The organism is Polynucleobacter sp. AP-Ainpum-60-G11, from assembly GCF_018688375.1.
Classification (GTDB): Bacteria; Pseudomonadota; Gammaproteobacteria; order Burkholderiales; family Burkholderiaceae; genus Polynucleobacter.
In genome coordinates this window covers 999109-1022062 of record NZ_CP061318.1, presented here as the reverse complement: position 1 = coordinate 1022062, position 22954 = coordinate 999109, and the positions used below count along the sequence as shown (strand labels likewise).

Annotated in this window: 27 protein-coding genes; 25 read left to right on the top strand and 2 right to left on the bottom strand. The window is 45.8% G+C overall.

Annotation, left to right across the window (positions count from 1 at the left end; genetic code table 11):
* Positions 1 to 6: 6 nt before the first annotated feature.
* From leuC to FD971_RS05245, 18 genes are all read left to right on the top strand, one after another.
* A complete protein-coding gene (gene leuC / locus FD971_RS05330) occupies positions 7 to 1416 on the top strand; it encodes a 3-isopropylmalate dehydratase large subunit (RefSeq protein WP_215333254.1) in 1410 nt (469 codons plus the stop codon).
* Positions 1417 to 1449: 33 nt separating this feature from the next.
* A complete protein-coding gene (locus FD971_RS05325; protein ID WP_251368583.1) occupies positions 1450 to 1635 on the top strand; it encodes a hypothetical protein in 186 nt (61 codons plus the stop codon).
* A gap of 30 nt (positions 1636 to 1665) precedes the next feature.
* Positions 1666 to 2313, top strand: coding sequence for a 3-isopropylmalate dehydratase small subunit (leuD, locus tag FD971_RS05320; RefSeq protein WP_215333252.1), 648 nt, complete (start codon positions 1666 to 1668; stop codon positions 2311 to 2313).
* A gap of 23 nt (positions 2314 to 2336) precedes the next feature.
* Positions 2337 to 3410 carry a 3-isopropylmalate dehydrogenase gene (leuB, locus tag FD971_RS05315; RefSeq protein WP_215333251.1) on the top strand — a complete coding sequence of 358 codons (1074 nt, stop codon included), beginning with the start codon at positions 2337 to 2339 and terminating at the stop codon, positions 3408 to 3410.
* Between the two features lie 58 nt (positions 3411 to 3468).
* Complete coding sequence (asd, locus tag FD971_RS05310; protein ID WP_215333250.1) at positions 3469 to 4632, top strand: aspartate-semialdehyde dehydrogenase; 1164 nt, start codon at positions 3469 to 3471, stop codon at positions 4630 to 4632.
* A complete protein-coding gene (locus FD971_RS05305) occupies positions 4625 to 6010 on the top strand; it encodes a FimV/HubP family polar landmark protein (RefSeq protein ID WP_215333249.1) in 1386 nt (461 codons plus the stop codon). Before asd ends, FD971_RS05305 begins: the two co-directional genes overlap by 8 nt.
* A 5-nt stretch (positions 6011 to 6015) precedes the next feature.
* Positions 6016 to 6846, top strand: coding sequence for a tRNA pseudouridine(38-40) synthase TruA (gene truA / locus FD971_RS05300; protein WP_215333248.1), 831 nt, complete (start codon positions 6016 to 6018; stop codon positions 6844 to 6846).
* A 38-nt stretch (positions 6847 to 6884) separates the two neighbouring features.
* Positions 6885 to 7559 (top strand): phosphoribosylanthranilate isomerase, encoded by a 675-nt coding sequence (locus tag FD971_RS05295; protein ID WP_215333247.1) that lies wholly within the window; start codon positions 6885 to 6887, stop codon positions 7557 to 7559.
* Positions 7560 to 7591: 32 nt separating this feature from the next.
* Positions 7592 to 8785 carry a tryptophan synthase subunit beta gene (gene trpB, locus FD971_RS05290; RefSeq protein WP_215333246.1) on the top strand — a complete coding sequence of 398 codons (1194 nt, stop codon included), beginning with the start codon at positions 7592 to 7594 and terminating at the stop codon, positions 8783 to 8785.
* A gap of 53 nt (positions 8786 to 8838) precedes the next feature.
* The gene (trpA, locus tag FD971_RS05285) at positions 8839 to 9636 is read left to right on the top strand and encodes a tryptophan synthase subunit alpha (RefSeq protein ID WP_215333245.1); all 798 of its coding nucleotides are present in this window, start codon (positions 8839 to 8841) and stop codon (positions 9634 to 9636) included.
* Positions 9637 to 9658: 22 nt separating this feature from the next.
* Positions 9659 to 10546 carry an acetyl-CoA carboxylase, carboxyltransferase subunit beta gene (gene accD / locus FD971_RS05280; protein WP_215333244.1) on the top strand — a complete coding sequence of 296 codons (888 nt, stop codon included), beginning with the start codon at positions 9659 to 9661 and terminating at the stop codon, positions 10544 to 10546.
* A 4-nt stretch (positions 10547 to 10550) separates the two neighbouring features.
* Entirely contained in the window at positions 10551 to 11876 is a 1326-nt protein-coding gene (gene folC, locus FD971_RS05275; protein WP_215333243.1) for a bifunctional tetrahydrofolate synthase/dihydrofolate synthase, read from the top strand.
* Positions 11877 to 11879: 3 nt separating this feature from the next.
* On the top strand, positions 11880 to 12686 hold the full coding sequence (locus FD971_RS05270; protein ID WP_215333242.1) for an SPOR domain-containing protein: 807 nt from the start codon (positions 11880 to 11882) through the stop codon (positions 12684 to 12686).
* Entirely contained in the window at positions 12686 to 13252 is a 567-nt protein-coding gene (locus tag FD971_RS05265; RefSeq protein WP_215333241.1) for a CvpA family protein, read from the top strand. The genes FD971_RS05270 and FD971_RS05265 overlap by 1 nt, the downstream gene beginning before the upstream one ends.
* 4 nt (positions 13253 to 13256) lie before the next feature.
* Entirely contained in the window at positions 13257 to 14795 is a 1539-nt protein-coding gene (purF, locus tag FD971_RS05260) for an amidophosphoribosyltransferase (RefSeq protein ID WP_215333240.1), read from the top strand.
* A gap of 69 nt (positions 14796 to 14864) precedes the next feature.
* A complete protein-coding gene (locus FD971_RS05255; RefSeq protein WP_215333239.1) occupies positions 14865 to 16073 on the top strand; it encodes an O-succinylhomoserine sulfhydrylase in 1209 nt (402 codons plus the stop codon).
* Positions 16074 to 16098: 25 nt separating this feature from the next.
* A complete protein-coding gene (locus tag FD971_RS05250) occupies positions 16099 to 16722 on the top strand; it encodes a bifunctional 2-polyprenyl-6-hydroxyphenol methylase/3-demethylubiquinol 3-O-methyltransferase UbiG (RefSeq protein WP_215333238.1) in 624 nt (207 codons plus the stop codon).
* Entirely contained in the window at positions 16719 to 17435 is a 717-nt protein-coding gene (locus tag FD971_RS05245) for a Crp/Fnr family transcriptional regulator (protein WP_215333237.1), read from the top strand. The genes FD971_RS05250 and FD971_RS05245 overlap by 4 nt, the downstream gene beginning before the upstream one ends.
* 64 nt (positions 17436 to 17499) lie before the next feature.
* On the opposite strand, the gene FD971_RS05240 is transcribed toward FD971_RS05245, so the two are convergent.
* Complete coding sequence (locus FD971_RS05240; RefSeq protein WP_215333236.1) at positions 17500 to 17808, bottom strand: high-potential iron-sulfur protein; 309 nt, start codon at positions 17806 to 17808, stop codon at positions 17500 to 17502.
* Positions 17809 to 18008: 200 nt separating this feature from the next.
* On the opposite strand from FD971_RS05240, the gene FD971_RS05235 reads away from it, so the two are divergent.
* The 7 genes from FD971_RS05235 (at position 18009) to FD971_RS05205 (ending at position 21977) form a co-directional block, all read left to right on the top strand.
* A complete protein-coding gene (locus FD971_RS05235; RefSeq protein WP_215333235.1) occupies positions 18009 to 18593 on the top strand; it encodes a rhodanese-like domain-containing protein in 585 nt (194 codons plus the stop codon).
* Positions 18594 to 18746: 153 nt separating this feature from the next.
* Positions 18747 to 19271 carry a YeeE/YedE thiosulfate transporter family protein gene (locus FD971_RS05230; protein ID WP_215333234.1) on the top strand — a complete coding sequence of 175 codons (525 nt, stop codon included), beginning with the start codon at positions 18747 to 18749 and terminating at the stop codon, positions 19269 to 19271.
* Between the two features lies 1 nt (position 19272).
* On the top strand, positions 19273 to 19842 hold the full coding sequence (locus tag FD971_RS05225; RefSeq protein ID WP_215333233.1) for a YeeE/YedE thiosulfate transporter family protein: 570 nt from the start codon (positions 19273 to 19275) through the stop codon (positions 19840 to 19842).
* A gap of 20 nt (positions 19843 to 19862) precedes the next feature.
* Entirely contained in the window at positions 19863 to 20096 is a 234-nt protein-coding gene (locus FD971_RS05220) for a hypothetical protein (RefSeq protein ID WP_215333232.1), read from the top strand.
* Positions 20097 to 20105: 9 nt separating this feature from the next.
* The gene (locus tag FD971_RS05215) at positions 20106 to 20729 is read left to right on the top strand and encodes a hypothetical protein (protein WP_215333231.1); all 624 of its coding nucleotides are present in this window, start codon (positions 20106 to 20108) and stop codon (positions 20727 to 20729) included.
* Positions 20730 to 20742: 13 nt separating this feature from the next.
* Positions 20743 to 21720: a sulfurtransferase gene (locus FD971_RS05210; protein WP_215333230.1), complete on the top strand. Its 978-nt coding sequence runs from the start codon at positions 20743 to 20745 to the stop codon at positions 21718 to 21720.
* Positions 21721 to 21785: 65 nt separating this feature from the next.
* A complete protein-coding gene (locus FD971_RS05205; protein WP_215333229.1) occupies positions 21786 to 21977 on the top strand; it encodes a DUF2892 domain-containing protein in 192 nt (63 codons plus the stop codon).
* 56 nt (positions 21978 to 22033) lie between these two features.
* Here FD971_RS05205 and FD971_RS05200 read toward each other — a convergent pair whose 3' ends face one another.
* Entirely contained in the window at positions 22034 to 22939 is a 906-nt protein-coding gene (locus tag FD971_RS05200) for a prenyltransferase (protein WP_215333228.1), read from the bottom strand.
* Between the last annotated feature and the right edge of the window lie 15 nt (positions 22940 to 22954).

The following is a 22954-nucleotide window of genomic DNA, read 5'->3' as shown; positions in this document are numbered from 1 at the left end:
GTTTACATGTCACGCACGCTTTACGATAAATTGTGGGATGACCATGTCGTCTATTCTGAACAAGATGGCACCGCCACGATTTATATAGATCGTCAGCTATTGCACGAGGTGACAAGCCCTCAAGCTTTTGAAGGATTGAATTTAGCTGGCCGTCCAGTGTGGCGTATTTCCGCAAACCTGGCGGTTTCAGATCACAACGTTCCTACGACGGATCGCTCCGAGGGAATTACCGATCCCATCTCAAAGCTACAAGTAGATACGCTGGATCAAAACTGTGATGCCTTTGGCATTACTCAATACAAGATGAATGATCTGCGCCAAGGGATTGTTCACGTCATTGGGCCAGAGCAGGGCGCAACTTTGCCGGGTATGACAGTTGTTTGTGGCGATTCGCACACAAGCACTCATGGCGCATTTGGTGCACTCGCATTTGGTATTGGTACATCGGAAGTGGAGCATGTATTGGCCACCCAAACTTTGCTCATGAAGAAGAGCAAGAATATGCTGGTCAAGGTTGACGGGCGCCTTCAGCCAGGTTCTACTGCAAAGGATATCGTCTTAGCTGTGATTGGCAAGATTGGAACTGCTGGTGGTACTGGTTACACCATTGAGTTTGCAGGTGAGGCTATCCGTAATTTGTCTATGGAGGGTCGTATGACTCTCTGCAATATGGCAATTGAGGCTGGCGCTCGCGCTGGTCTGGTAGCGGTTGATGAAACAACTATCGAATATATCCAAGGTAGGCCTTACGCCCCGAAAGGCGAGGCTTTACGCCACGCTCTGCAATACTGGCGAACTTTACATTCAGATGTGGATGCCAAATTTGATGCAGTTGTAGAGTTACGCGCTGAAGAAATTGCTCCTCAAGTCACTTGGGGTACTTCACCAGAAATGGTTCTTGCAATTAGTGACCGAGTGCCAGATCCTGAGAAAGAGCGTGATCCGAATAAACGTTCTGCAATGGAGCGTGCGCTGGAGTACATGGATCTTGTCCCAAATACACCGTTAAGCAATATCTCAATTGATAAAGTATTTATTGGTTCTTGTACAAATAGCCGCATTGAAGATATTCGTGCCGCAGCCAAGGTGGTAGACCGCTTGGGTAAAAAAGTAGCTGCCAATGTCAAGCTGGCAATGGTGGTTCCCGGATCTGGCTTAGTAAAAGCTCAGGCAGAGCGTGAAGGCTTGGATCGTGTATTTAAGGCTGCTGGCTTTGAGTGGCGCGAACCAGGTTGTTCTATGTGTTTGGCAATGAATGCCGATCGACTTGAGCCAGGCGAGCGTTGCGCGTCGACCTCGAATCGTAATTTTGAAGGCCGCCAGGGTAATGGTGGAAGAACGCATTTAGTTAGCCCAGCAATGGCAGCTGCCGCTGCGATTGAAGGTCACTTTGTTGATGTTCGTAAGATTTCTTAAGGAAATACAGTGTTTAATTGGTCTTCTTTCACAATGATTAAAAAGTTAACTATCGTTGCTATTGCAGGAATCATTCTTTCTGCTTGTGCAAATACGATGGAGGGTGTTGGTAAAGATTTGCAAACTATGGGCAACTCCATGGGTGGCAGCAAAAATTCCAATACATCCAATCAGTCCCAAACTCAGGGGAAAGATGTTGTTGTGACGCCAGTCAAGTAAGCGCACAGTCGATATTTAGCAAAGATCATTATGGAAAAATTTACGGTATACAAAGGCTTGGTTGCCCCTCTCAATCGTGAGAACGTGGATACCGATGCCATCATTCCGAAGCAATTCTTAAAATCGATTAAAAAAACCGGTTTTGGTCAGAATTTGTTTGATGAATGGCGTTATTTAGATCATGGTGAACCTGGTCAAGATTGCAGCACTCGACCAATCAATCCAGATTTCGTTTTAAACCAGCCGCGCTATAAAGGTGCTGGCATTCTGTTGGCCCGTAAGAACTTTGGCTGCGGCAGTTCCCGCGAACATGCTCCTTGGGCTTTAGATCAATACGGCTTTAGAGCTGTGATTGCACCTAGTTTCGCCGATATTTTTTACAACAATTGCTTTAAAAACGGTCTCTTACCGATTGCTCTCTCCGAGCTGCAGGTAGACCATTTATTTAATGAAACTCTAGCTTTTAGCGCTTACCAGCTGACAGTAGATTTGGAAGCCCAGCAAGTGATTACCCATGATGGCACCGCTTACAGCTTTGATGTAGCGCCATTTAGAAAGCATTGCCTGCTAAACGGCCTAGACGATATTGGTTTAACCCTGCAGCATGCAGATAAAATCAAGGCTTACGAAGCTGAGCGCATCCTCAAGATGCCTTGGCTTGCGACACAACTGCCGTAGTTTTACAGAGTTAAAGGCCTTTCATGAAAATTGCAGTCCTACCAGGCGATGGTATCGGCCCGGAAATCGTTGCTGAAGCCGTTAAGGTGCTAAATGCGCTCGGCCCTAAATTTGATCTAGAGACTGCTCCAGTCGGTGGCGCTGCATATGATGTTGCTGGTCATCCATTGCCACCTGCAACCTTAGAGCTTGCTAAAAGTGCTGATGCAATTTTGTTTGGTGCTGTTGGTGACTGGAAATACGATACCTTAGCTCGTGAACTGCGTCCTGAACAAGCCATCTTGGGTCTACGTAAACATTTGGAATTGTTTGCCAATTTCAGGCCAGCTATTTGTTACGACGAGTTAACTTCTGCATCCAGTCTGAAACCAGAAATTGTGAGCGGTTTGGACATATTGATTATTCGCGAACTCAATGGTGATATCTATTTTGGTCAACCACGAGGCATTCGTACGTCTGAACTTCCTTTATTTAAAGGTGCGCGCGAAGGCTATGACATGATGCATTACAGCGAGCCAGAAGTTGAGCGTATTGGCCGTGTTGCTTTCGAGGCTGCACGTAAGCGCGGTAAAAAGGTCTGCAGCGTCGACAAGGCGAATGTGCTTGAGACATCCCAACTATGGCGTGATGTCATGATTCGTGTAGGCAAAGAGTATCCAGACGTTGAGTTATCACATATGTATGTAGATAACGCCGCCATGCAATTGGTGAAGGCGCCAAAAGCATTTGATGTTGTGGTGACTGGTAACTTATTTGGTGACATTCTTTCTGATGAGGCTTCAATGTTGACTGGCTCGATTGGCATGCTGCCATCAGCCTCATTAGATAAAAACAATAAAGGCTTGTATGAGCCAAGCCATGGCTCAGCGCCAGACATTGCAGGCAAGGGGATTGCCAATCCATTGGCAACAATTCTTTCTGCTGCCATGATGTTGCGTTACTCACTAGCCATGCCAGCAGAAGCCGATCGTATTGAGGCGGCCGTACAAAAAGTCTTATCTCAGGGGCTTCGTACTGCAGATATCTATACCGAAGGCACTAAAAAAGTATCAACTGTTGAAATGGGCGATGCTGTAGTGGCAGCTCTTTCTAAATAAGACTTCTTACAAGTAAAACGTCTCACCTTAAATCAATACACTCAATAAATCACTCATCATGGCAAATACAAAAACACCATTAGTAGGCTTAGTCGGCTGGCGCGGTATGGTTGGCAGCGTCCTTATGGAGAGGATGTTGGCCGAAAAGGATTTTGATTTTATTGAGCCTATATTTTTTAGTACTAGCCAGGCAGGCGGTCAAGTGCCGCTCTTGAATGGTCAAAAGGTGACTAAGAGCGAAAATACTTTGCAGAATGCCAATGACATCAAAGCGCTTTCGCGTTGCGACATCATTTTGACTTGTCAGGGCGGTGATTACACCAATGAGATCTTCCCGCAATTGCGAGCCGCTGGTTGGCAAGGTCATTGGATTGATGCTGCCAGCGCCTTACGCATGAAGGATGACGCGGTACTGATTTTGGATCCCGTGAATCGTCCGGTCATCGATAAAGCATTAGCAGCTGGTGGAAAAAACTGGATTGGCAGTAACTGTACTGTCAGTTTGATGATGATGGCTATGGGCGGTTTAGTGAAGGCTGATATGGTTGAGTGGATCAGTGCGATGACCTATCAGGCTGCATCTGGTGCTGGCGCACAAAATATGCGTGAGCTACTCTTGCAAATGGGCGCCTTACGCGACAGCGTTGCAACTGAATTGGCTGATCCCTCTTCTTGGATTTTAGATATCGATCGAAAAATTACCGAGACTTTGCGTTCACCCGATTTTCCAAAGAAAAACTTCCGCAATACGCCTTTGGCAGGCAGTTTGATTCCTTGGATTGATGTGCCTGTTGAGAATGGTCAAACCAAGGAAGAGTGGAAGGGTGGCGCTGAGTTCAATAAGATCTTAGGTCGTCCTGCATTTAGAACTCCAGGAAGCATTCCAATTGATGGCCTGTGTGTACGTGTTGGTGCAATGCGCTGCCATTCTCAGGGTTTAACAGTCAAACTCAAAAAAGATATTCCATTACAAGAGATCGAAGCAATATTGGCGAACGATAACCAGTGGGTTAAGGTCATTCCAAATGATCGTGAGACTACTGAGCGTGAGCTATCACCCGCAGCTATCAGTGGTACTTTGACGGTTCCTATTGGCCGCTTGCATAAGATGGCTATGGGCCCAGAATATCTTGGTGCATTTACAGTAGGCGATCAACTCTTGTGGGGTGCTGCTGAGCCCTTGCGCCGCATGCTCAGAATCTTATTGGATAGCAATGCCTAATACTTCGATGCTCAAATTTATCTTTGCTGGATTCATTGGTATAGCACTATCCAGTAGTGTCTTCGCCATTAGTTTAGGCAAAGCAAACTTGGTATCCAGTCCTGGAGAATCACTTCGTATTGAAGTGCCAATCGAGCTGGCCGCTGAAGAGCAGGGCCTCTTATCCTCCTTATCAGCATCCATACCGCCGGTAAGTGCGTATGAGCGACTTGGAATTTCACCAAAGATATTAGACTTCAACGCTCAAGTCATGGTGTATCGATCAAAAGATGAGCGACTGATGGTGTTGGTAGAAACAGTCAAGCCTGTACCAATCTCTGAAGATATCTTCGTAGATTTGCTGCTGACCTTAAACTGGTCATCGGGTTCGATCACCAGAATATTTACATTTGTAAATGGTACTGTTCCCAAGTTCATTGTGGAGCCTGGACAAACGCTGTCTTCAATTGCTTCACAGATGGATCCTGGCTCGCCAGAATTTACGCTTGATCAAAAAATGATGGCTTTATATCAAGCTAATCCAGATGCATTTGCTGGCGGTAACATCAACCGCTTGCAGGCTGGTGCTGAACTTGTGATTCCTGATCCCGCTGCCGTGCAAGCGATTGACTCAAAAGATGCTCAGAAATTTGTAGATTCTGCTGCCCAAAAATTAGTCGAGGAAAAGAGTGATCAGGCTAGCGTTGAGGTTAGCGTAGATGATGTAGTTAATCCCGCCAATCGTTTAAAGATTGGCTCTAGTGGTGACAAGGATGCGGATACCAAACGCATTACAGAAGAAATAGTTGCCCAAGAGAAAATCCTCGAACAAACCAATGCCAAATCCCTCGAGTTAGAGAAGAATATTTCGGACTTAAAAAAATTATTAGCTGAAGTTCAAGGGGTTCCCGAAGTAATTGATGCTGGCAAGAGCGGCTTTAATGTAAAAGCTGCTGTTCTGGGCTTGATTGCTTTTGTTCTATTAACCGGTCTATTGATCTGGTTCTTTATGAGCCAGTCTCGCAAAAGTGCTTTGCCTGATATTCAAGCCCGCGATTATCCATATGAGAGCGATCAGCCTGAATCTTCATCACCAGTGCATCACACAGCTGAGCATAAGCCTCATGAGCATCATCATGATGGTATGTCCGATAAAGCCAAAGCGCTCTTCGGAAGTATTAACCTAGATCTGCCTGTTGCCAAACCTACTACCTCAGATCTAACGCCTGACGAGTTGAGGGTTCGATTAAATCTTGCCCGCGCCTACATCACCATTGAAGATTTTCCAGCTGCCAAAAAATCGCTTGAAGAGATTGTTCGTATTGGCGCATCAATCGACCCGGAAATTGTGGTCGAAGCCAAAGGTGTGTTGGTTGAGATTTCAAATAGCAATAGCTAAATTCTTTGATGCGTATTGCCCTTGGACTTCAGTATGACGGCAGTACGTATTCTGGTTGGCAGTCTCAAGTTAATCAGAACACGATTCAAGATGAACTAGAAAGAGCTATTTCCGCATTTGTCGGAACAGATGCCGCAAAATCCCAAGCCATTCGCGTGATTACCGCTGGTCGAACAGATACTGGCGTCCATGCCTTAGGGCAGGTTGTTCACTTTGATGTTGATGTTGAGCGAGAAAATTGGTCTTGGGTGAGGGGTGTCAATACTTTTTTGCCTGAGTCTATCGTGGTCAATTGGGCTCAGAGTGTTTCTGAAGAGTTTAGTGCTCGGTATTCTGCTCATGAGCGTACTTATATTTATGCATTACACGCTGGACCATGTCGATCTCCCATGGCAGTTGATCGCGCTGGTTATGTCATGTTGCCGGCAGACCGTTGGTTTGATGTTGAGGCCATGAGACAGGCTGCTCAATGCTTAATTGGTGAACATGATTTCACTTCATTCCGTTCCTCCGAGTGTCAAAGCAAGACTCCGGTGAAGACCATGTATTCCATCGAGATCTTCTCAGATGAGCCTTGGCTGTATTTCAAGATTAAAGGAAATGCTTTTTTACACCACATGGTCCGTAATTTAGTGGGTAGCTTTATTCAAATAGGCGTTGGTAAGCAGAAGTCGGAATGGATGGCTCAAGTTTTAGCTGCCAAGGATCGGAGTATTGCTGCGCCTACATTCTCACCAGCCGGCCTATATTTGGCTCAAATTGCGTATCCAGAAGAGTTTCAAATCCCAAAACCTTGGTTGGCGAATTCTTGGTTACCTAAGGCAGTTTTTGCCTAAGCAGGTCTTTATCTGCTTAAGGCCTTATCATTTCTCTTATGGGCTTACTTACCAACTCTCCGGGCCGTACTAGGGTCAAAATCTGCGGTCTTAAGACGCCCGCAGACGTCGACGCTGCCATTGCCGCTGGGGTTGATGCTGTTGGTTTCGTGTTCTACCCACCAAGCCCCAGGGCTGTTACCCCCAATATTGCCGCAGCTTTGATATCTAGACTCCCAGCAGGGGTAGATGCCGTTGGCTTAGTTGTCAATGCTACAGATGCTGAGTTTGAGGCTATTCGGGCGGCCGCCTCAATCACTTTATGGCAGTTTCATGGGGATGAGTCTTTGCAGGAGTGTGAGCGCCTTGCCGCAGGCCAGCCATGGATGAAGGCTGCGCGTGTTGGGGCTGACTTCGCATTTGATGATTTTTCCCTACAATATAGGCATGCAAACGCCTTTTTGCTTGATGCCCTTGTTGAGGGCTATGGTGGAGGGGGCGTTCCTTTTGATTGGTCAGGAATTCCACAAGCATGGATAAGCGCAAACGCGCCTCGGGTCGTTTTGAGTGGTGGATTGAACGTTCACAACGTGGGCGAAGCTATTGCTCGTTTGCATCCTTGCGCGGTTGACGTCTCTAGCGGCGTTGAAATCAGCAAAGGTGTAAAAGATCACGCCTTGATGAAGCAGTTTGTCGAGGCAGTGCGCGCGGCAGATGCAAGCACATCACCCTAATTATTTGCTGTAACTAATCAAAAGAGGTATTTATGTACGATAAGCCAGATGCACGAGGACACTTCGGTCCTTACGGTGGCGTATTTGTTTCTGAGACACTCATGTTTGCTTTGGATGAACTCAAAGCGGCGTATGCAAAATATCAACATGATCCCGAATTCTTAGAAGAATTTCATTACGAGCTGAAGCATTTTGTAGGTCGCCCATCTCCGGTGTATCACGCTAAGCGTTGGAGTGAGATGTTGGGTGGAGCGCAGATTTATCTCAAGCGTGAAGATTTAAACCACACGGGTGCGCACAAAATCAATAACGTGATAGGTCAAGCGATGCTGGCTAAGCGTATGGGTAAGCCACGCATCATTGCTGAAACCGGAGCAGGGCAACACGGTGTAGCAACCGCTACTATTTGCGCGCGCTTTGGTTTAGATTGCACGGTTTATCAAGGTTCAGTTGACGTTGCACGTCAAGCACAAAACGTATTTCGTATGAAATTATTGGGCGCAAAAGTGGTGCCTGTTGAATCTGGTACCAAGACCCTTAAAGATGCGCTTAATGAGGCGATGCGTGATTGGGTTACAAATGTAGAAGATACCTTTTACATCATCGGTACGGTTGCAGGCCCACATCCTTACCCAATGATGGTTCGAGATTTTCAGAGTGTGATTGGCGAAGAGTGCAAAGTACAGATGCCTGAGATGACTGGGCGTCAGCCTGACTATGTCATGGCTTGTGTGGGCGGCGGCTCCAATGCCATGGGTATTTTCTATCCCTACATTGATTATCCAGAGGTCAAGTTGGTTGGCGTTGAAGCTGCAGGCCATGGCTTAAATAGCGGCCTGCATTCTGCGGCACTTTGTGTTGGTAAGCCAGGTGTATTGCACGGCAATCGCACTTATCTATTGCAAGATGAGAACGGGCAGATTTCTGAAACCCATTCAGTATCTGCTGGCATGGACTATCCCGGTGTCGGTCCAGAGCATGCATGGTTAAAAGATTCTGGTCGTGCTGACTACGTGGCAGTAACGGATGAAGAAGCACTGAAGGCATTTCATGATTGCTGTCGTATTGAAGGCATCATTCCTGCTTTAGAGTCTTCTCATGCCATTGCTTATGCATGTAAATTGGCGCCAACACTTTCTAAGGATAAAACGATCTTAGTGAACTTGTCTGGTCGTGGTGATAAAGATATGCATACCGTTGCACAAGCTACTGGCTCCGAAGGCTAAGGCTTAAGCAAGCACTGATATAAAAAATAAAAACACAATCTATACGAATTCCCATGTCAAAAATTACTGCACTCTTTAACGAACTAAAAGCTTCAGGAAAAAAGGGGCTCATTCCTTTTATTACCGCAGGCGATCCAGATCCCAAGCTTACTGTCGAGTTAATGCATGCATTGGTCCGGGGTGGCGCAAACGTGATTGAGCTTGGAGTTCCTTTTTCTGATCCGATGGCAGATGGTCCGGTAATTCAGCGCTCATCTGAAAGAGCGCTTACTCAAGGCGTGACTTTGCATGGTTGTTTGGATATGGTGAAGGAGTTTCGCAAGCTTGATGCCAACACCCCGGTGGTGTTGATGGGCTATGCCAATCCTGTTGAGCAGATGGGGGCAGAGCGTTTTGCAAATGATGCTAAAGCAGCCGGTGTGGATGGTGTATTGATTGTGGATTATCCGCCTGAAGAATGCGTTGATTTTGCGGCCAGAATGAAGGTGGCAGGTGTAGACCCTATTTTTCTACTAGCGCCCACTTCATCACCAGAACGCATAAAGGATGCAGCCAAAATAGCTTCTGGTTATATCTATTACGTCTCGATGCGAGGGGTTACAGGTGCCTCTCACCTTAATACCCAGGATGTGGCCAGTATCATCCCTAAGATCCGCGAAGCTACCGCCATCCCGATTGCAGTGGGATTTGGCATTAATGACGCAGAAAGTGCCCGCGCGGTATCAAAAACCGCGGATGCAGTCGTCATTGGCAGTCGAATTATTCGACTTTTAGAGGATTCTGCCCCTGGCCAGGCGGTACAATCACTTGAAAACTTCATACGTGAAATTCGCGTCGCTTTAGATAGTTAATGCACTGGATAGTTAAAAACTGATGAGCTGGATCGATAAATTACTACCCCCACAAATCCAACATACGGATCCTGCTAATCGCAAATCCGTACCTGAGGGTCTTTGGGTTAAGTGCCCCAGCTGTGAAACCGTGCTCTACAGCACAGATATCGAGGCCAATTTATCGGTTTGCCCAAAATGTAGTCACCACATGCGCATTGGAGCACGTTTACGCTTGGATAGTCTTTTGGACGAAAAGGGCCGCTACGAGATTGGTGCTGATATCTACCCAACTGATCCGCTGAAATTTAAAGATTCTAAGAAATATCCCGATCGCATTAAAGAGGCTAATGATGCTTCTGGTGAATCTGAAGCCCTTATCGTGTTGGGTGGCAAGATTGAAACGATTCCTGTTGTAGCTGCTTGCTTTGAATTTCAATACATGGGTGGCTCTATGGGCTCTGTTGTTGGGGAGCGTTTTGCCCGTGGTGTGCAAGAAGCAATTGCTAAGAAGTGTGCGTTTATTTGTATCACCGCAACTGGTGGCGCGCGTATGCAAGAGAGCTTGCTCTCTCTTTTCCAAATGGCAAAAACCAATTCCATGTTGACTTTGCTGTCTAAAAAAGGCTTGCCTTATATCAGCGTCTTAACAGACCCCACAATGGGTGGAATCTCCGCCAGCTTTGCCTTTATGGGTGATGTCGTTATGGCCGAGCCTAAAGCTTTAATTGGATTTGCTGGTCCTCGTGTGATTGAGCAAACGGTTCGCGAAAAATTACCAGAAGGCTTTCAGCGTTCTGAGTTTTTAATGCAAAAAGGCGGTATTGACATGATTGTGGATCGTCGCCAAATGCGTGGTGAAATCGCTCGTCTCTTGGCCTTACTCCAGCAGCTTCCTGAGCCTGCGATTGCGGGTAGCGCAGCTGTATAAGCGCTTGAGTTCCGCACACCAACCCCCCATCCTATTTTCCAGCCTACAGGCTTGGCTTAGTCACCTCGAAACGGCTCACCCGGTCGGCATCGACATGGGGCTTGATCGCATCAATCGTGTTAAAGCAGCTTTGGGTCTGCATTTTGATTGCCCTGTAATTACGGTTGCCGGCACCAATGGCAAGGGCTCCACTTGCGCTTATCTTGAAAGTATTTTGTTGGCATCGGGTTATAAGGTGGGTTGCCATATGTCTCCGCACTTGCTCAGCTTTAACGAGCGTGCCCGCCTCAATGGCGAAGAGGTAAAAGATGATCTCTTGCTGGAGCATTTCACCGCTGTAGAACATGCTCGAGTTAGCTTGGTTGATGCACCAACCCTCACGTATTTTGAATTCACTACCTTGGCGATCATGCATTTATTTTCCAAGGCGAATTTAGATGCGGTGGTGCTTGAGGTTGGTATGGGTGGTCGCTTGGATGCCGTCAATATAGTCGATGCGGATTGCGCCATTGTGACTAGTATTGATATCGACCATGCGGATTTTCTGGGCGGCACTCGTGAAGCGATTGGACGAGAAAAGGCGGGTATTTTCCGCGCGGGTGCGATTGCCGTTTGCGGTGATCCAGTGCCACCACAATCCCTGATTGATTACGCTGAAGAACTGGGTTGTGACTTATGGCTACAAGGCCGAGATTACAACTTCCAGGGCGATAAACAACAGTGGGGTTGGGCTGGACGTCAAAAGCGCTTTAGCGGTCTTGGTTATCCCGCTTTACGTGGCGCCAACCAAATTCTGAATGCCTCGGCAGTGATAGCTGCCTTGATGGCTTTACATCTTCGACTGCCGGTTAGCGCACAAGATATTCGGAATGGATTTGCTTTAGTTGAACTTCCTGGTCGATTCCAGGTACTTCCAGGTCAACCTACGGTTGTTTTGGATGTTGCGCACAACCCTCATGCCGCTGCAACTTTAGGGCAGGGCCTCGAAAAAATGGGTTATCACCCCTATACCTACGCCATATTTGGTGCGATGGCGGACAAAGATATTGCCGGCGTCATTAAGCCTTTATTGGATAGTGTTGATTTCTGGTTTTGCAGTGATTTACCGACTGCTCGAGCCGCAAGCGCTACGGCATTGTCAGAGAAGTTGCTTGAGCTTGGTGTAGCGGTTAAAAATGGAGACGACGGGGGTATCGAGTGCTTCTCAGATCCTGCTGCAGCGTATCAAAAAGCGCTTTCTAAGGCAGGTGAGGGTGATAGAATTGTCATCTTCGGATCCTTCTATACCGTTGCCGGCGTAATGGCATATCGAAACAACCAGGCGCATTGATCCATGATTCGTTTATCGAAGCTTTTTAAGCGAAACCCTGATGCTGAAGACCTTGATCAAGGTTCAGTGAGGGGTCGTCGCACCGTTAATAAATTAGCCCCCCGTAGTTTTCAACGCGCTCAAGAGAATGAAGAACTGGCTTTTACCGAAGACCCAGAACAACAACGCGCTCGCCATCGTCTGATTGGCGCCGCTGTCTTAGTCTTAATTGCGGTGGTCGGTTTACCCCGTATTTTGGATAACAAGCCTAAATCTGTGAACAACGATATTGCTGTGAATATCGTTACCAGCCTCCCAGCACCAAATGCTGCAATGCCTGCGAATGACGAAAAGCCCAAGCCGGCTGCAACCTCTGAAGTGCCTGCAAAAGAAAAAGAAGCAGCTCAAGTCAAGGAAGCGGTAGTTGTGCCATCGCCAGATGTAAAGCCTGAGGCTAAGTCTGATATCAAGTCGACTACTGCACCAAGCAAAGCAAGTACCATTGGTTTGGCTGCTGGCGAAGAGGTAGTTGCTGCACCTAATGCAGCCTCCAAATCTAAGGCGGAAGAGCTTCCCAAAAAAGTAGGCCCTGGTAAATACGTCATTCAGATTGGCGCCTTTGCTTCTGAAGAGCGTGCCAAGGGTTGGATTGCCAAGATGAAGGATCAGAAGATCCCTAATTACGTGATTAATAAAACGGGTGCTGATGGCGTTAAGCTTTACGTCCTCAGGGCGGGACCATTTGTTGATAAGGATGCAGCCGAAGCTGCTGAGAAAAAAGTCAAAGCTATGGGCCTATCCCCAAAGCTAGTTGAGCTTGGAGCGCCTTGATGGAATATTTATCCACCCTGAAGTTAACTACGGTGGATTATTTCACCCTGGTAGTGCTATTGGTTTCTGCTTTGGTTGGAATTTCTCGAGGCTTATTTAAAGAAGTGCTGGCACTTGCCTCTTGGTTTGTTGCAGCATGGGTTGCTTATCACTACACCAACTATCTTTCGGTTGAATGGTTATCTACCTTTCACATGGATGAGTTATTAAGTTTGGGCGTGAGCTTTCTGATTCTATTTATTTTGACCTTGATTGTTTGCGGCTTGGTGGGGAATGTAATTCAAAAAATCATCCTGTCTGCTGGCTTGAGCATGACGGATCGTTTTTTAGGTCTGGTATTTGGTTTGGCGCGCGGCGGTTTGGTTGTAGTTGTGATGGCTACTTTGGCAGCGCTGACACCGATACCTCAAAGTGTAGCCTGGCAAAAAGCAATTACTCGTCCAGCAATTGATATGGCAACTGGTTTGATCAAAGGTTGGCTACCTGCTGACTGGGCAAAAAAATTAGGTGATGCAATGCCTAAAATTAATCCTACAGTAACACCTTCATTAACCATAGGGATCTAGGCTTATGTGCGGCGTCGTCGGAACAGTTTCCCACTCCCCAGTTAATCAGCTGATCTATGACGCATTGTTGCTTCTGCAACACCGCGGTCAAGATGCTGCAGGCATGGCAACGATGAATGGCAACTCATTCACAATGCATAAAGCCAATGGTTTGGTGCGAGATGTATTTAGAACTCGCAATATGCGCAGCTTGATAGGTAATGCTGGCATTGGGCAAGTACGCTATCCAACGGCTGGATCTGCCAGTAGTGAAGAGGAAGCGCAGCCGTTTTACGTTAGTGCACCATACGGAATTATTTTGGCGCATAACGGTAACCTCACCAATGCTGCTAGCCTGCGTGTGGAGATGGCCTATCGGGATCGTCGCCATATCAACACCAGTTCGGATACAGAGGTTCTCTTAAATGTCTTAGCTGATGAACTTCAAAAAGAAACTAATAGCGCTGCACTAGATGAGAGTGCTATGTTCAACGCAGTTACTCAAGTCACTAAACGCGTTAAAGGTTCTTATGCGGTTGTTTCATTAATTGCTGGTTATGGTTTATTAGCATTCCGCGATCCATTTGGTATTCGCCCTTTATGTATTGGCCGAATTGATACACCCAAGGGTCCAGAGTGGATGATTGCATCTGAGTCTGTTGCACTGGATGGACTTGGTTTTACATTTGTACGCGACGTTAATCCTGGCGAAGCGATTTACATTGATTTAGATGGCAACTTCACTTCGCGTCAATGTGTAGCTGATGCTGTTCTAACACCTTGCATCTTTGAATACGTTTACATGGCTCGCCCAGACTCCACAATTGATGGTGTTACTGTCTACAACGTTCGGATGCGTATGGGAGACTATCTAGCGGAGAAGATTCGTAAAGAAACGATTCCGGGCGAGATTGATGTTGTGATGCCAATTCCAGACTCGAGTCGTCCAGCAGCGATGCAGGTTGCTAAACGACTCGGGGTAGATTACCGCGAAGGATTCTTCAAGAACCGCTACATCGGTAGAACCTTCATCATGCCTGGACAAGCCGTACGTAAAAAATCGGTTCGTCAAAAACTGAATGCGATGCGCATTGAGTTTAAAGATAAGACTGTATTGATTGTGGATGACTCTATTGTCCGCGGAACTACCTCGTTTGAGATTGTCCAGATGGCGCGCGAGTCTGGCGCTAAGAAAGTCATTTTTGCCTCTGCAGCGCCTCCAGTACGTTTCCCGAATGTCTACGGAATAGATATGCCAACCCGCAGTGAATTAGTCGCTTATGGCCGCACGGATGAAGAGATTAATAAGATGATTGGTGCAGATCAGTTGATCTATCAAAGCGTTGAGGATATGAAGCAGGCTGTAAAGGATATCAATCCTAATATCCAGAACTTTGAGGCATCTTGTTTTGATGGCCACTACATCACGGGTGATATCAACGAATCCTATTTGGATGCTTTGGAGGCTGCTCGTAATACCTCTGAGGCGAAAGCGGATCGTCAGCGTGACTCTAGTGACTTTGCCCGCTCACAGCTGCATTTACATCTCGCTACAGAAGACTAAAAACAACGATCAAGTTCCTCAGGCATCCGTGTCTGAGGCAATTCTGCATTTCGGTGTCAAAATAGCGGTATGAAGAGCAAAACTACACGCAAAAAACCTGACTTCTCCAAGCTGGCGCTCGAAACCCTGGCGGTTCGTGCTGGCACTCGTCGTACTGCAGAATATCAAGAGCACTCTGAGGCGATGTTCCTCACATCTAGCTTCTGCTTTGATAGTGCAGAATTAGCTGCCGATGGTTTTGCTCATGCAGATCAGGGTTTTATTTATTCTCGATTCACCAATCCGACTGTAAGTATGTTTCAGGATCGTCTCGCTGCCCTAGAGGGCGGAGAGGCTTGCATTGCAACCTCGTCTGGAATGGCTGCAATTTTGACTATGGCAATGTCTCATCTGCAGGCTGGCGACCATGTTATTTGCTCTCGTTCAGTATTTGGTGCAACGATTCAATTGTTTAGCAATATTTTGGGACGCTTTGGCATTACAACGACATATGTGGATTTAGCTGATACCAAAGCTTGGCAGAATGCTGTCCAAGAAAATACCAAGCTGTTTTATTTGGAAACGCCTTCAAATCCTTTGACTGAAATTGCGGATATCAAAGCTATTTCTAAGATTGCCAAGAAAGCTAAAGCTCTGTTTGCTGTAGATAACTGCTTCTGCACGCCTGCTTTACAGAAGCCACTGGCACTGGGTGCTGATGTAGTCATCCATTCGGCAACTAAATATTTGGATGGTCAAGGCCGCGTTGTCGGTGGCGCTATTGTGGGCAGCAATGATTTCATCATGGGTAAAGTTTTTCCATATGTCCGAACAGCTGGCCCAACACTTTCTGCATTTAATGCCTGGGTATTTTTAAAAGGCTTAGAGACGCTCGAATTGCGTATGAAGCAACAGAGTCAGAATGCTTTAGAAATTGCACAATGGTTGGAAAAGCAACCGGGGGTAGAGCGTGTCTACCATCCTGGTTTGAAATCACATCCTCAGCATGCGCTGGCTAAACGACAACAAAAAGCAGGTGGCGCTATCTTGTCGTTTACTTTAAAAGGTGGCAAGAAGGCTGCTTTCAAATTGATTAATCAAACTAAGCTTTGCTCTATTACTGCAAACTTGGGCGACACTCGTACAACGATTACCCATCCAGCAACCACGACGCATTGTCGCGTCAGTCCAGAAGCCCGTAAGGCGGCTGGCATTACTGATGGTTTGGTGCGGATCGCAGTTGGCTTAGAGAATGTTCTTGATTTAAAGAATGACCTCGTCGGTGGCTTACAGAAGTAATTTCTGAATCTAAGGCCAAAATTACATGAGCTTTACAGATGCTACCCAGTTCTGGAATGAGCGTTTTGATAAGAAGGAGTTCATCTTTGGTAAAGAGCCAAATGAATATCTGGTTGATCAAGCATCTCAATATCTAAAGCCAAAATCTTCCGTTCTCTGTATTGCAGATGGGGAAGGGCGCAATGGCGTTTGGCTTGCTAAGCAAGATATGCAAGTGACTGGTTTTGATGTATCTGACATTGCACTTGCTAAAGCCAATCAGTTTGCAGTCGACAATAATGTCAATATCCAATACAGTCTTTGTGACACCGACAGCTTTGATTGGCAAGTTAATGCTTATGATGCAGTGGTTGGCATCTTCATTCAATTTGCTGACCCCGAGATGCGGGCTAGAATCTTCCGCCAAGTGCATCAAACCTTGAAGCCGGGTGGTCTATTTATCCTGCAAGGCTATACACCTAAGCAATTGGAATATAAAACTGGTGGCCCATCTTTGATCGAACACCTCTACACAGAAGAACTGATTCGTGAACTCAGTCAAGGATTTGAAATCCTCGAACTAGAGTGCTATGAAAAAGAGTTGTCCGAAGGCGCTAGGCATACTGGTATGTCAGCCTTACTCGGCATGGTTGCTAAAAAGAGTGCATGAAGACCATTGAAATTAAGAGTGCCTGGCAAGGTAACAGCGACTGCAATTCTTGCTCAATACGTAGCTCCGTTCTTTTTGCTGAACTCAATGAAGAAGACTTTTCTAAGATACATGAGCCAATCGATGATTTGAGATTTGAGGCGAACTCTGGAATTTATACACAAGGCGATGCAGCTGAATATGTTTATACCCTGAGGGATGGGTATATCAAATTACTTCATATCAACTCAGATGGCTCTGGAAGAATTGTACGTCTTGTAGTTCCTGGTGACTTATTTGGCATGGAATCATTGCTGGGTGATAGCTATACCCATTCAGCTGCTGCACTGTCGAATGTTCATCTGTGCCGCATTCCCAAAAGGATTATTTCATCCTTAGGTGAGGAGTCTCCGCGCTTACATCGCCAGATTGTTAAAAAATGGGGTGAAGCTCTTGCACAATCGGAGTCTTGGTTCTCTGAAATCAATACCGGTCGTATTGAAGTTCGTTTAGCCCGTTTCTTTTTAAGGGTTGCCAAGGTTTCCGGTGACATGGCTGTCGCACCTGTATTTAAGCGTGAGGATATGGGTTTGATGATGGATGTGAAATTTGAGACTATTAGTAGGGCTCTTGCATCTATGGCTGACCAGGGAATCATTTCAAATGTTTCGCGCCTGAGCATTCAAATACCAAGTATTGAAAAGCTGAAGTCGTTCTCACAAGCTAGCCCATAAACCGCTAGACGATAAAAAAGCTGCCGAAGCAGCTTTTTTATTCAATACAGAAGCTAATTTGGCATTAAGCCTTTTTAGCATAAGCTGAGCACCAGCCTTTTCCAGCAACTTTCTTAGTGCCAAACAAAGAGCAGCCACCAGTCGCATCACCTACTTTGCCTTGGAACAAAGCGCAGTTGTCGCACTCTTGGCCGGCTGCGTATTTTGCATACTTTGCTTTATCAACAGCGGTTGCAACTGCCTTGTAACCTAAAGCGGCGGCCTGTGGATCTGTTTCGGAAACCATTGCTTGGGCTTGAACTTTACCGTTCAAAGCCAGGGTGCAAGCACCAGCAGCGGACAAAATCATAAATTGGCGACGACTATTTTTCATTGAAACTCCATAATTGAGGGTATCTTGGGTAGCTTTAGAGGCTAGCTTCTTGGCATGATAATACCGAAGTGGCCTCCAACAATAGGGGTTTCTCAGTATTATTTTGGTTCGCTATTGGGGTGACACTATCAATCTATGCATTAATGCGTATATAAGCATTTAAATAGCCATTTCGCTATAAATTGATAAAAGAGGTTTTTATGAAAAAGTTTTTTGCATATGCACTCATGTTCGTTTCGGGTGTGGTTTTTGCTCAATCACCAGCGGCACCAAGCCCTGAATTACTCCAAATTATCGACAATTCCACCAAATTTGTCGTCAATACGCCAAAGGGCCCAGTTGAGATCACTCGAGTAATGACATCCTGCGCCAAGAATAAGGGCTGGTTGCAGCCGCTCATTCCGATTAGAGGCGTAGTTCCAGTGGATGAGATTGATGTATTGAATGCACTTAATGACAAAGATTCTATGGTTGTTGACATGCGCGTAGTGGACGACCGTGTTAAGGGCACTATCCCGGGCTCTGTTGGCATTCCCTATACAGAGGTTGCAATGCGTATGGATGAGCTGGGCTGCAAGAAGCCTGCTGCAGGATCTACAAAATGGGATTGCTCTAAAGCCAAGAAGGTTTATGCCTTCTGTAATGGACCAGTTTGCCCGCAAAGCCCAATGGCGATGGCCGCAATGACTCGTGATGGTTTTCCAGCAACTAAGATCTACTACTACCGTGGCGGCATGCTTGATTGGGATGCGTTGGGCTTAACTACTATTAAGGGTGAGTTCTGAGTTTTTTATCGCCCTGACGATTAATGGGGCTTATCGCCCCATTTTTTTGATCCATGTCAAATACATTCCATCTCTTTCTTGACTACTTGCTATTTAGGTAATAATATATAAATAAATATATTATTAATACATTAACTATAGTGATCATTACGGATGAATAAGCAAACGCAGGACAAACCAGCACCATATTGGAATCCATTAATTGCAGGAATTTTGCTAGGAATCGTGCTCTTATCAACTTTTGTTGTGACAGGGCATGGCTTAGGGGCAACGGGCTTCACAACTCGTCTGACAGCCTGGTTTGGAATGCACTTGCTTCCAGTTGCTACAAATGCCAATGAGTATCTAGGTGGGATGGTAGAAGAGGGTAAGCCTCTGGATGCCTGGATAACTTGGCAGGTCGTTGGGGTTGCTTTTGGCACATTAGTCTCTGCATTTCTAGCTGGAAGAATTGCTATCAAACTTGATGGGAAGAAATTTCTTGGTGGATCTAAGCGACCAGTTACAGCTCTCTTTGGTGGGATCTTAGCTGGCTTTGGTGCGCGGATTGCTGCTGGGTGTACTAGCGGCTTAGGGCTATCGGGTGCTGCTGTGCTAAGTCTAGCTGGATTTACATTTTTAGGTGCGTTCTTCGCAGTTGGTTTAGTTGCGAGCCGCTTTATGAAAGAGGAAAAATAAGATGGGAGACATTCTTTCGGGTCTATTGCTTGGCGGAGCCTTCGGCTTTGTTTTGGAGCGTGCCGGTTTTGGAAACCCTAATAAATTAACCGGCCAATTTCGTCTGACTGATTGGTCCGTATTCAAAGTGATGTTTACTGCCATCGTATTTGCTGCGGTAGGGCTCTTGATTCTGGAGCAACTCGGAATTGTCGATAGTGGAAGCCTTTTTATACCGCCATCCTTTTTGGGTGCAGCGGCCTTGGGTGGCGCTCTTGTCGGAGCTGGATTTGCTATTGGAGGTTATTGTCCTGGAACTTCAGTGGTTGGACTCATGTCAGGTCGGATGGATGCTGGAATCTTTTTAATCGGATTACTGATTGGAACCATCATGTTTGCTGGCATCTATCCAAGCATTGAATCCCTAACAACCCTTGGTGAAATTGCCAATGCCGATTCATTGCCAGAGCTATTAAGTGTTTCCAGCCTATCCATTGATGTTGCAATGGTGATTGCGGCTGTTGGTGTATTTGCATTGGGGTCTTGGATGGAAAAGAAATCACGCGGTCCCGTTAGCTCACAAGAAATTTAATACTTCAAAAGGAAAAAATAATGTCTAAAAAATCAACTGTAGTTGCATTAGCTTTGGCGTTGGCAGGATTGGCATCAGCCCCAATGGCTAATTCAGCGGATGCTCCAGCAACACCAGCTGGTGCTGAGCAAAAGAATCCCTGCGGACCTAAAAAAGATTCAAGCAATCCATGTGGTCCCGCAAAGAAGAAAGCGGCCAATCCTTGTGGACCAGCCAATCCTTGTGGCCCAAAAAAACGTAAATCAGCTGATTAATATACTAACGTGTTGATTCAATCTACTCTCTGTTTGGCTGCTCAAGAAATTGCTAGCATCCAAACTCGCTACGCGAAAAAGGGTTTAACTCTTAGCGAGGTAGCGCTGTGTGGCGCCAAGGAGTTTATTGAGTGGAATCATTACCCAGCAAACGACTTGGTGGATGAAGTCAGTGGTTATGAGTTTTATTACCACGCACACTCAGCGGATGAGATGCTGGATGATGAACATGGCCATTTCCATGTTTTTAAAAGAGTTGGGGATAGCTTTCACCACATCATTGGCATTGCATTAAACCAACAAGGTCTGCCGGTTCGTCTATTTACGACGAACCAGTGGGTAACTGGAGAAAAGTTTATCTCTGCAGAATTGGTTCTAAGTAAATTGCGGGATTTTGATATGGCTACCAAAGGACGTATGGCTCCAGTTACCCGCTGGATTAGCGCACTCACAAAGCTTTTTTTCATTGAGATGGAAATGCTGATTATTAACCGAGATCTTAAGATTGCTCGGTTAGAAAATGAGCTTGGAAGCAGAGAGATGGCATTGGAGTCAAAGAATCACCATGTATTAACAGAGTGCAAGATTGATCTGTTGGATCGACTTTCACAACACTTGTTGCTTGTAAATTAATTAGGGAGCCCAAATGAAGCATATTCAATTAGTTCTGGCTATATTTATCGCTGGATTTATCGCCAGCGTTCAGGCTGTGACATTACCTGGACCAGTAGTTAGCTCTGATTGGTTGGCATCCAATCAATCGGATGTTCAGATACTTGAGGTTCGCGGGGATGTGGCTAGCTATACCCGTACCCCTGAGTTTGAAATTGATAAAAAGACTGGAAAGAAATTTTTAGTTGAGGTGGGTGGTCATATTCAGGATTCCACGCTACTTGATTTCAAAAAAGTTCGCGTTGATCGAATGATTGATGGAAAGAAAATTAAATACCTCATTCCTGAAAAAGTGGACTTTGAAAAAATTATCCAGTCAGTTGGCATTAGTTCAGATAAGCCAATCATCTTGATTCCAGTTGGTCTTGATATTTCAGATATTGATGAGGCTCTGCGCGCCTACTGGCAATTTAAGGTGTACGGCGAAGATAACATTGCCGTATTGGATGGTGGTATGGCTGGCTGGCTTTCTGAAGGTCGTGAATTCTCTACCTCCGCCTCAACAAAGCAAAATGGAACTTGGGTTGCCAAAGCGGAGCGTAAAGAATTAATTGCTAACTCCGAACAAGTAGCCTTAGCCTCAAAAAGTGGTAAATCCATATTGATTGATGCGCGCCAACCAGTTCAGTACTTTGGTCTTAACAAGCGAGACTATGTTGGTTCTTATGGACATATCGCAGGCGCCAAGGAGTTGGCTCCTGAGTTATTGGCAAAACCTGCAAAAGGCGCTTTGTATTTCTGGGACAAAAATACGTATAACGCCTTGCTTACTGCTAATGGCATTAACCCGAAGTCACCTGCAATTAGCTACTGCAATAGCGGCCATTTAGCAGCGGGTGCTTGGTTTGTAATGTCTGAGTTAGTTGGTAATAAATCAACCAGGCTCTACGATGGCTCTTTATATCTTTGGACTTTAGAAGGTCGTCCATTAGTAGGAGTTCCTCTCAATTAGTAAGCAACGATTTTTTGTTCCTTACTGTGAATATATGATTTCAGTAATTTTAAAAAGGAGTTGATATGAAATGTAATGTTGGCGGTATTGACCGTGTATTACGCATAGTTGTTGGTTTAGTTTTGATTGGCCTCGCTATCACTGGAACAGCTGGTGTATGGGCCTGGATCGGGGCTGTTCCTTTGGCAACTGGATTATTTAGATTCTGTCCCGCATACCCATTATTGGGAATCAATACTGGCAGTAGTTGCAGTTAGTAATTCTTTCTGTATGAAGGCGCCTTGCTAGATGAAAATCTACTAGGTGCCTTTTTTTATTTCTGCAGCAGCATTCCAATCCATAACAAGATTGCATAAAAATGCACGATTATCAGATTGACTTGAATTGCCAGCTTCAAGCGACCGCTTTTGTTAAGGTCTCTGTGAAGCAAAATTGCGCAGTAGATAAACCCCGGAATGCAGGTCAAGGTGATTACGCTGAAGCTTGGTATTGATCCGTTAAGAATGCTTATCAGTTGAAGGGTATATGCGCTTAAGGAGATTAGCAGGTACCAAGCCCAAACACTTGTACTCCTGTATTTAACGGCTATGGTAATTTTTCCAGCAGCCTTGTCGGCATTGATATCTGGAATTTGGTTCACTAGAAGCACGTTCGCCAGCATGAAACCAAATGCCATGCTCACGGGAATTGCATTGTCTGCAAATTGACCTAACTTTAGACTTGCCATGCCAACTACTACGGTCGACCATGCAAGTGCAATTGCGATTACACCCCAAATTCCCCTGGACATCAGTTGAAGCGGTGCTGATGAGTACCCCCAAGCCATCAACACACCGATTAGGCCGATCGGTAAGAGTGCCCAAGTAGTCTGACTGCAAATATAGAGGCCAAGAGTGATAGTGAGGAAAAGTAAAGTCCAAGCAAATGTATGGACTTGCTGAGCGCTTAGTATTTTGTTTTGAATAAATCGACTGCCACCTGTATAGGGGCTAATTCGTTCAGAGTTATTTTCATCGCTCCCATTTCGATGATCGCAATAATCATTAAGTAAATTTGCACCGGCATGGGCAAAGAGAGTTATGCAGATTGCTAGCGCGCTAAGAAACGAATTTGATGTGTAAGTATTGCCGGGAATTGCTAACCCAATCAAGCAGCCTAAAAGTGTAATTAGTAGGAAGTTGGGTCTAGTAGCCAAGAGAAAGGTTTTGGGGCTACTCATCTGTGATTCAGAAAT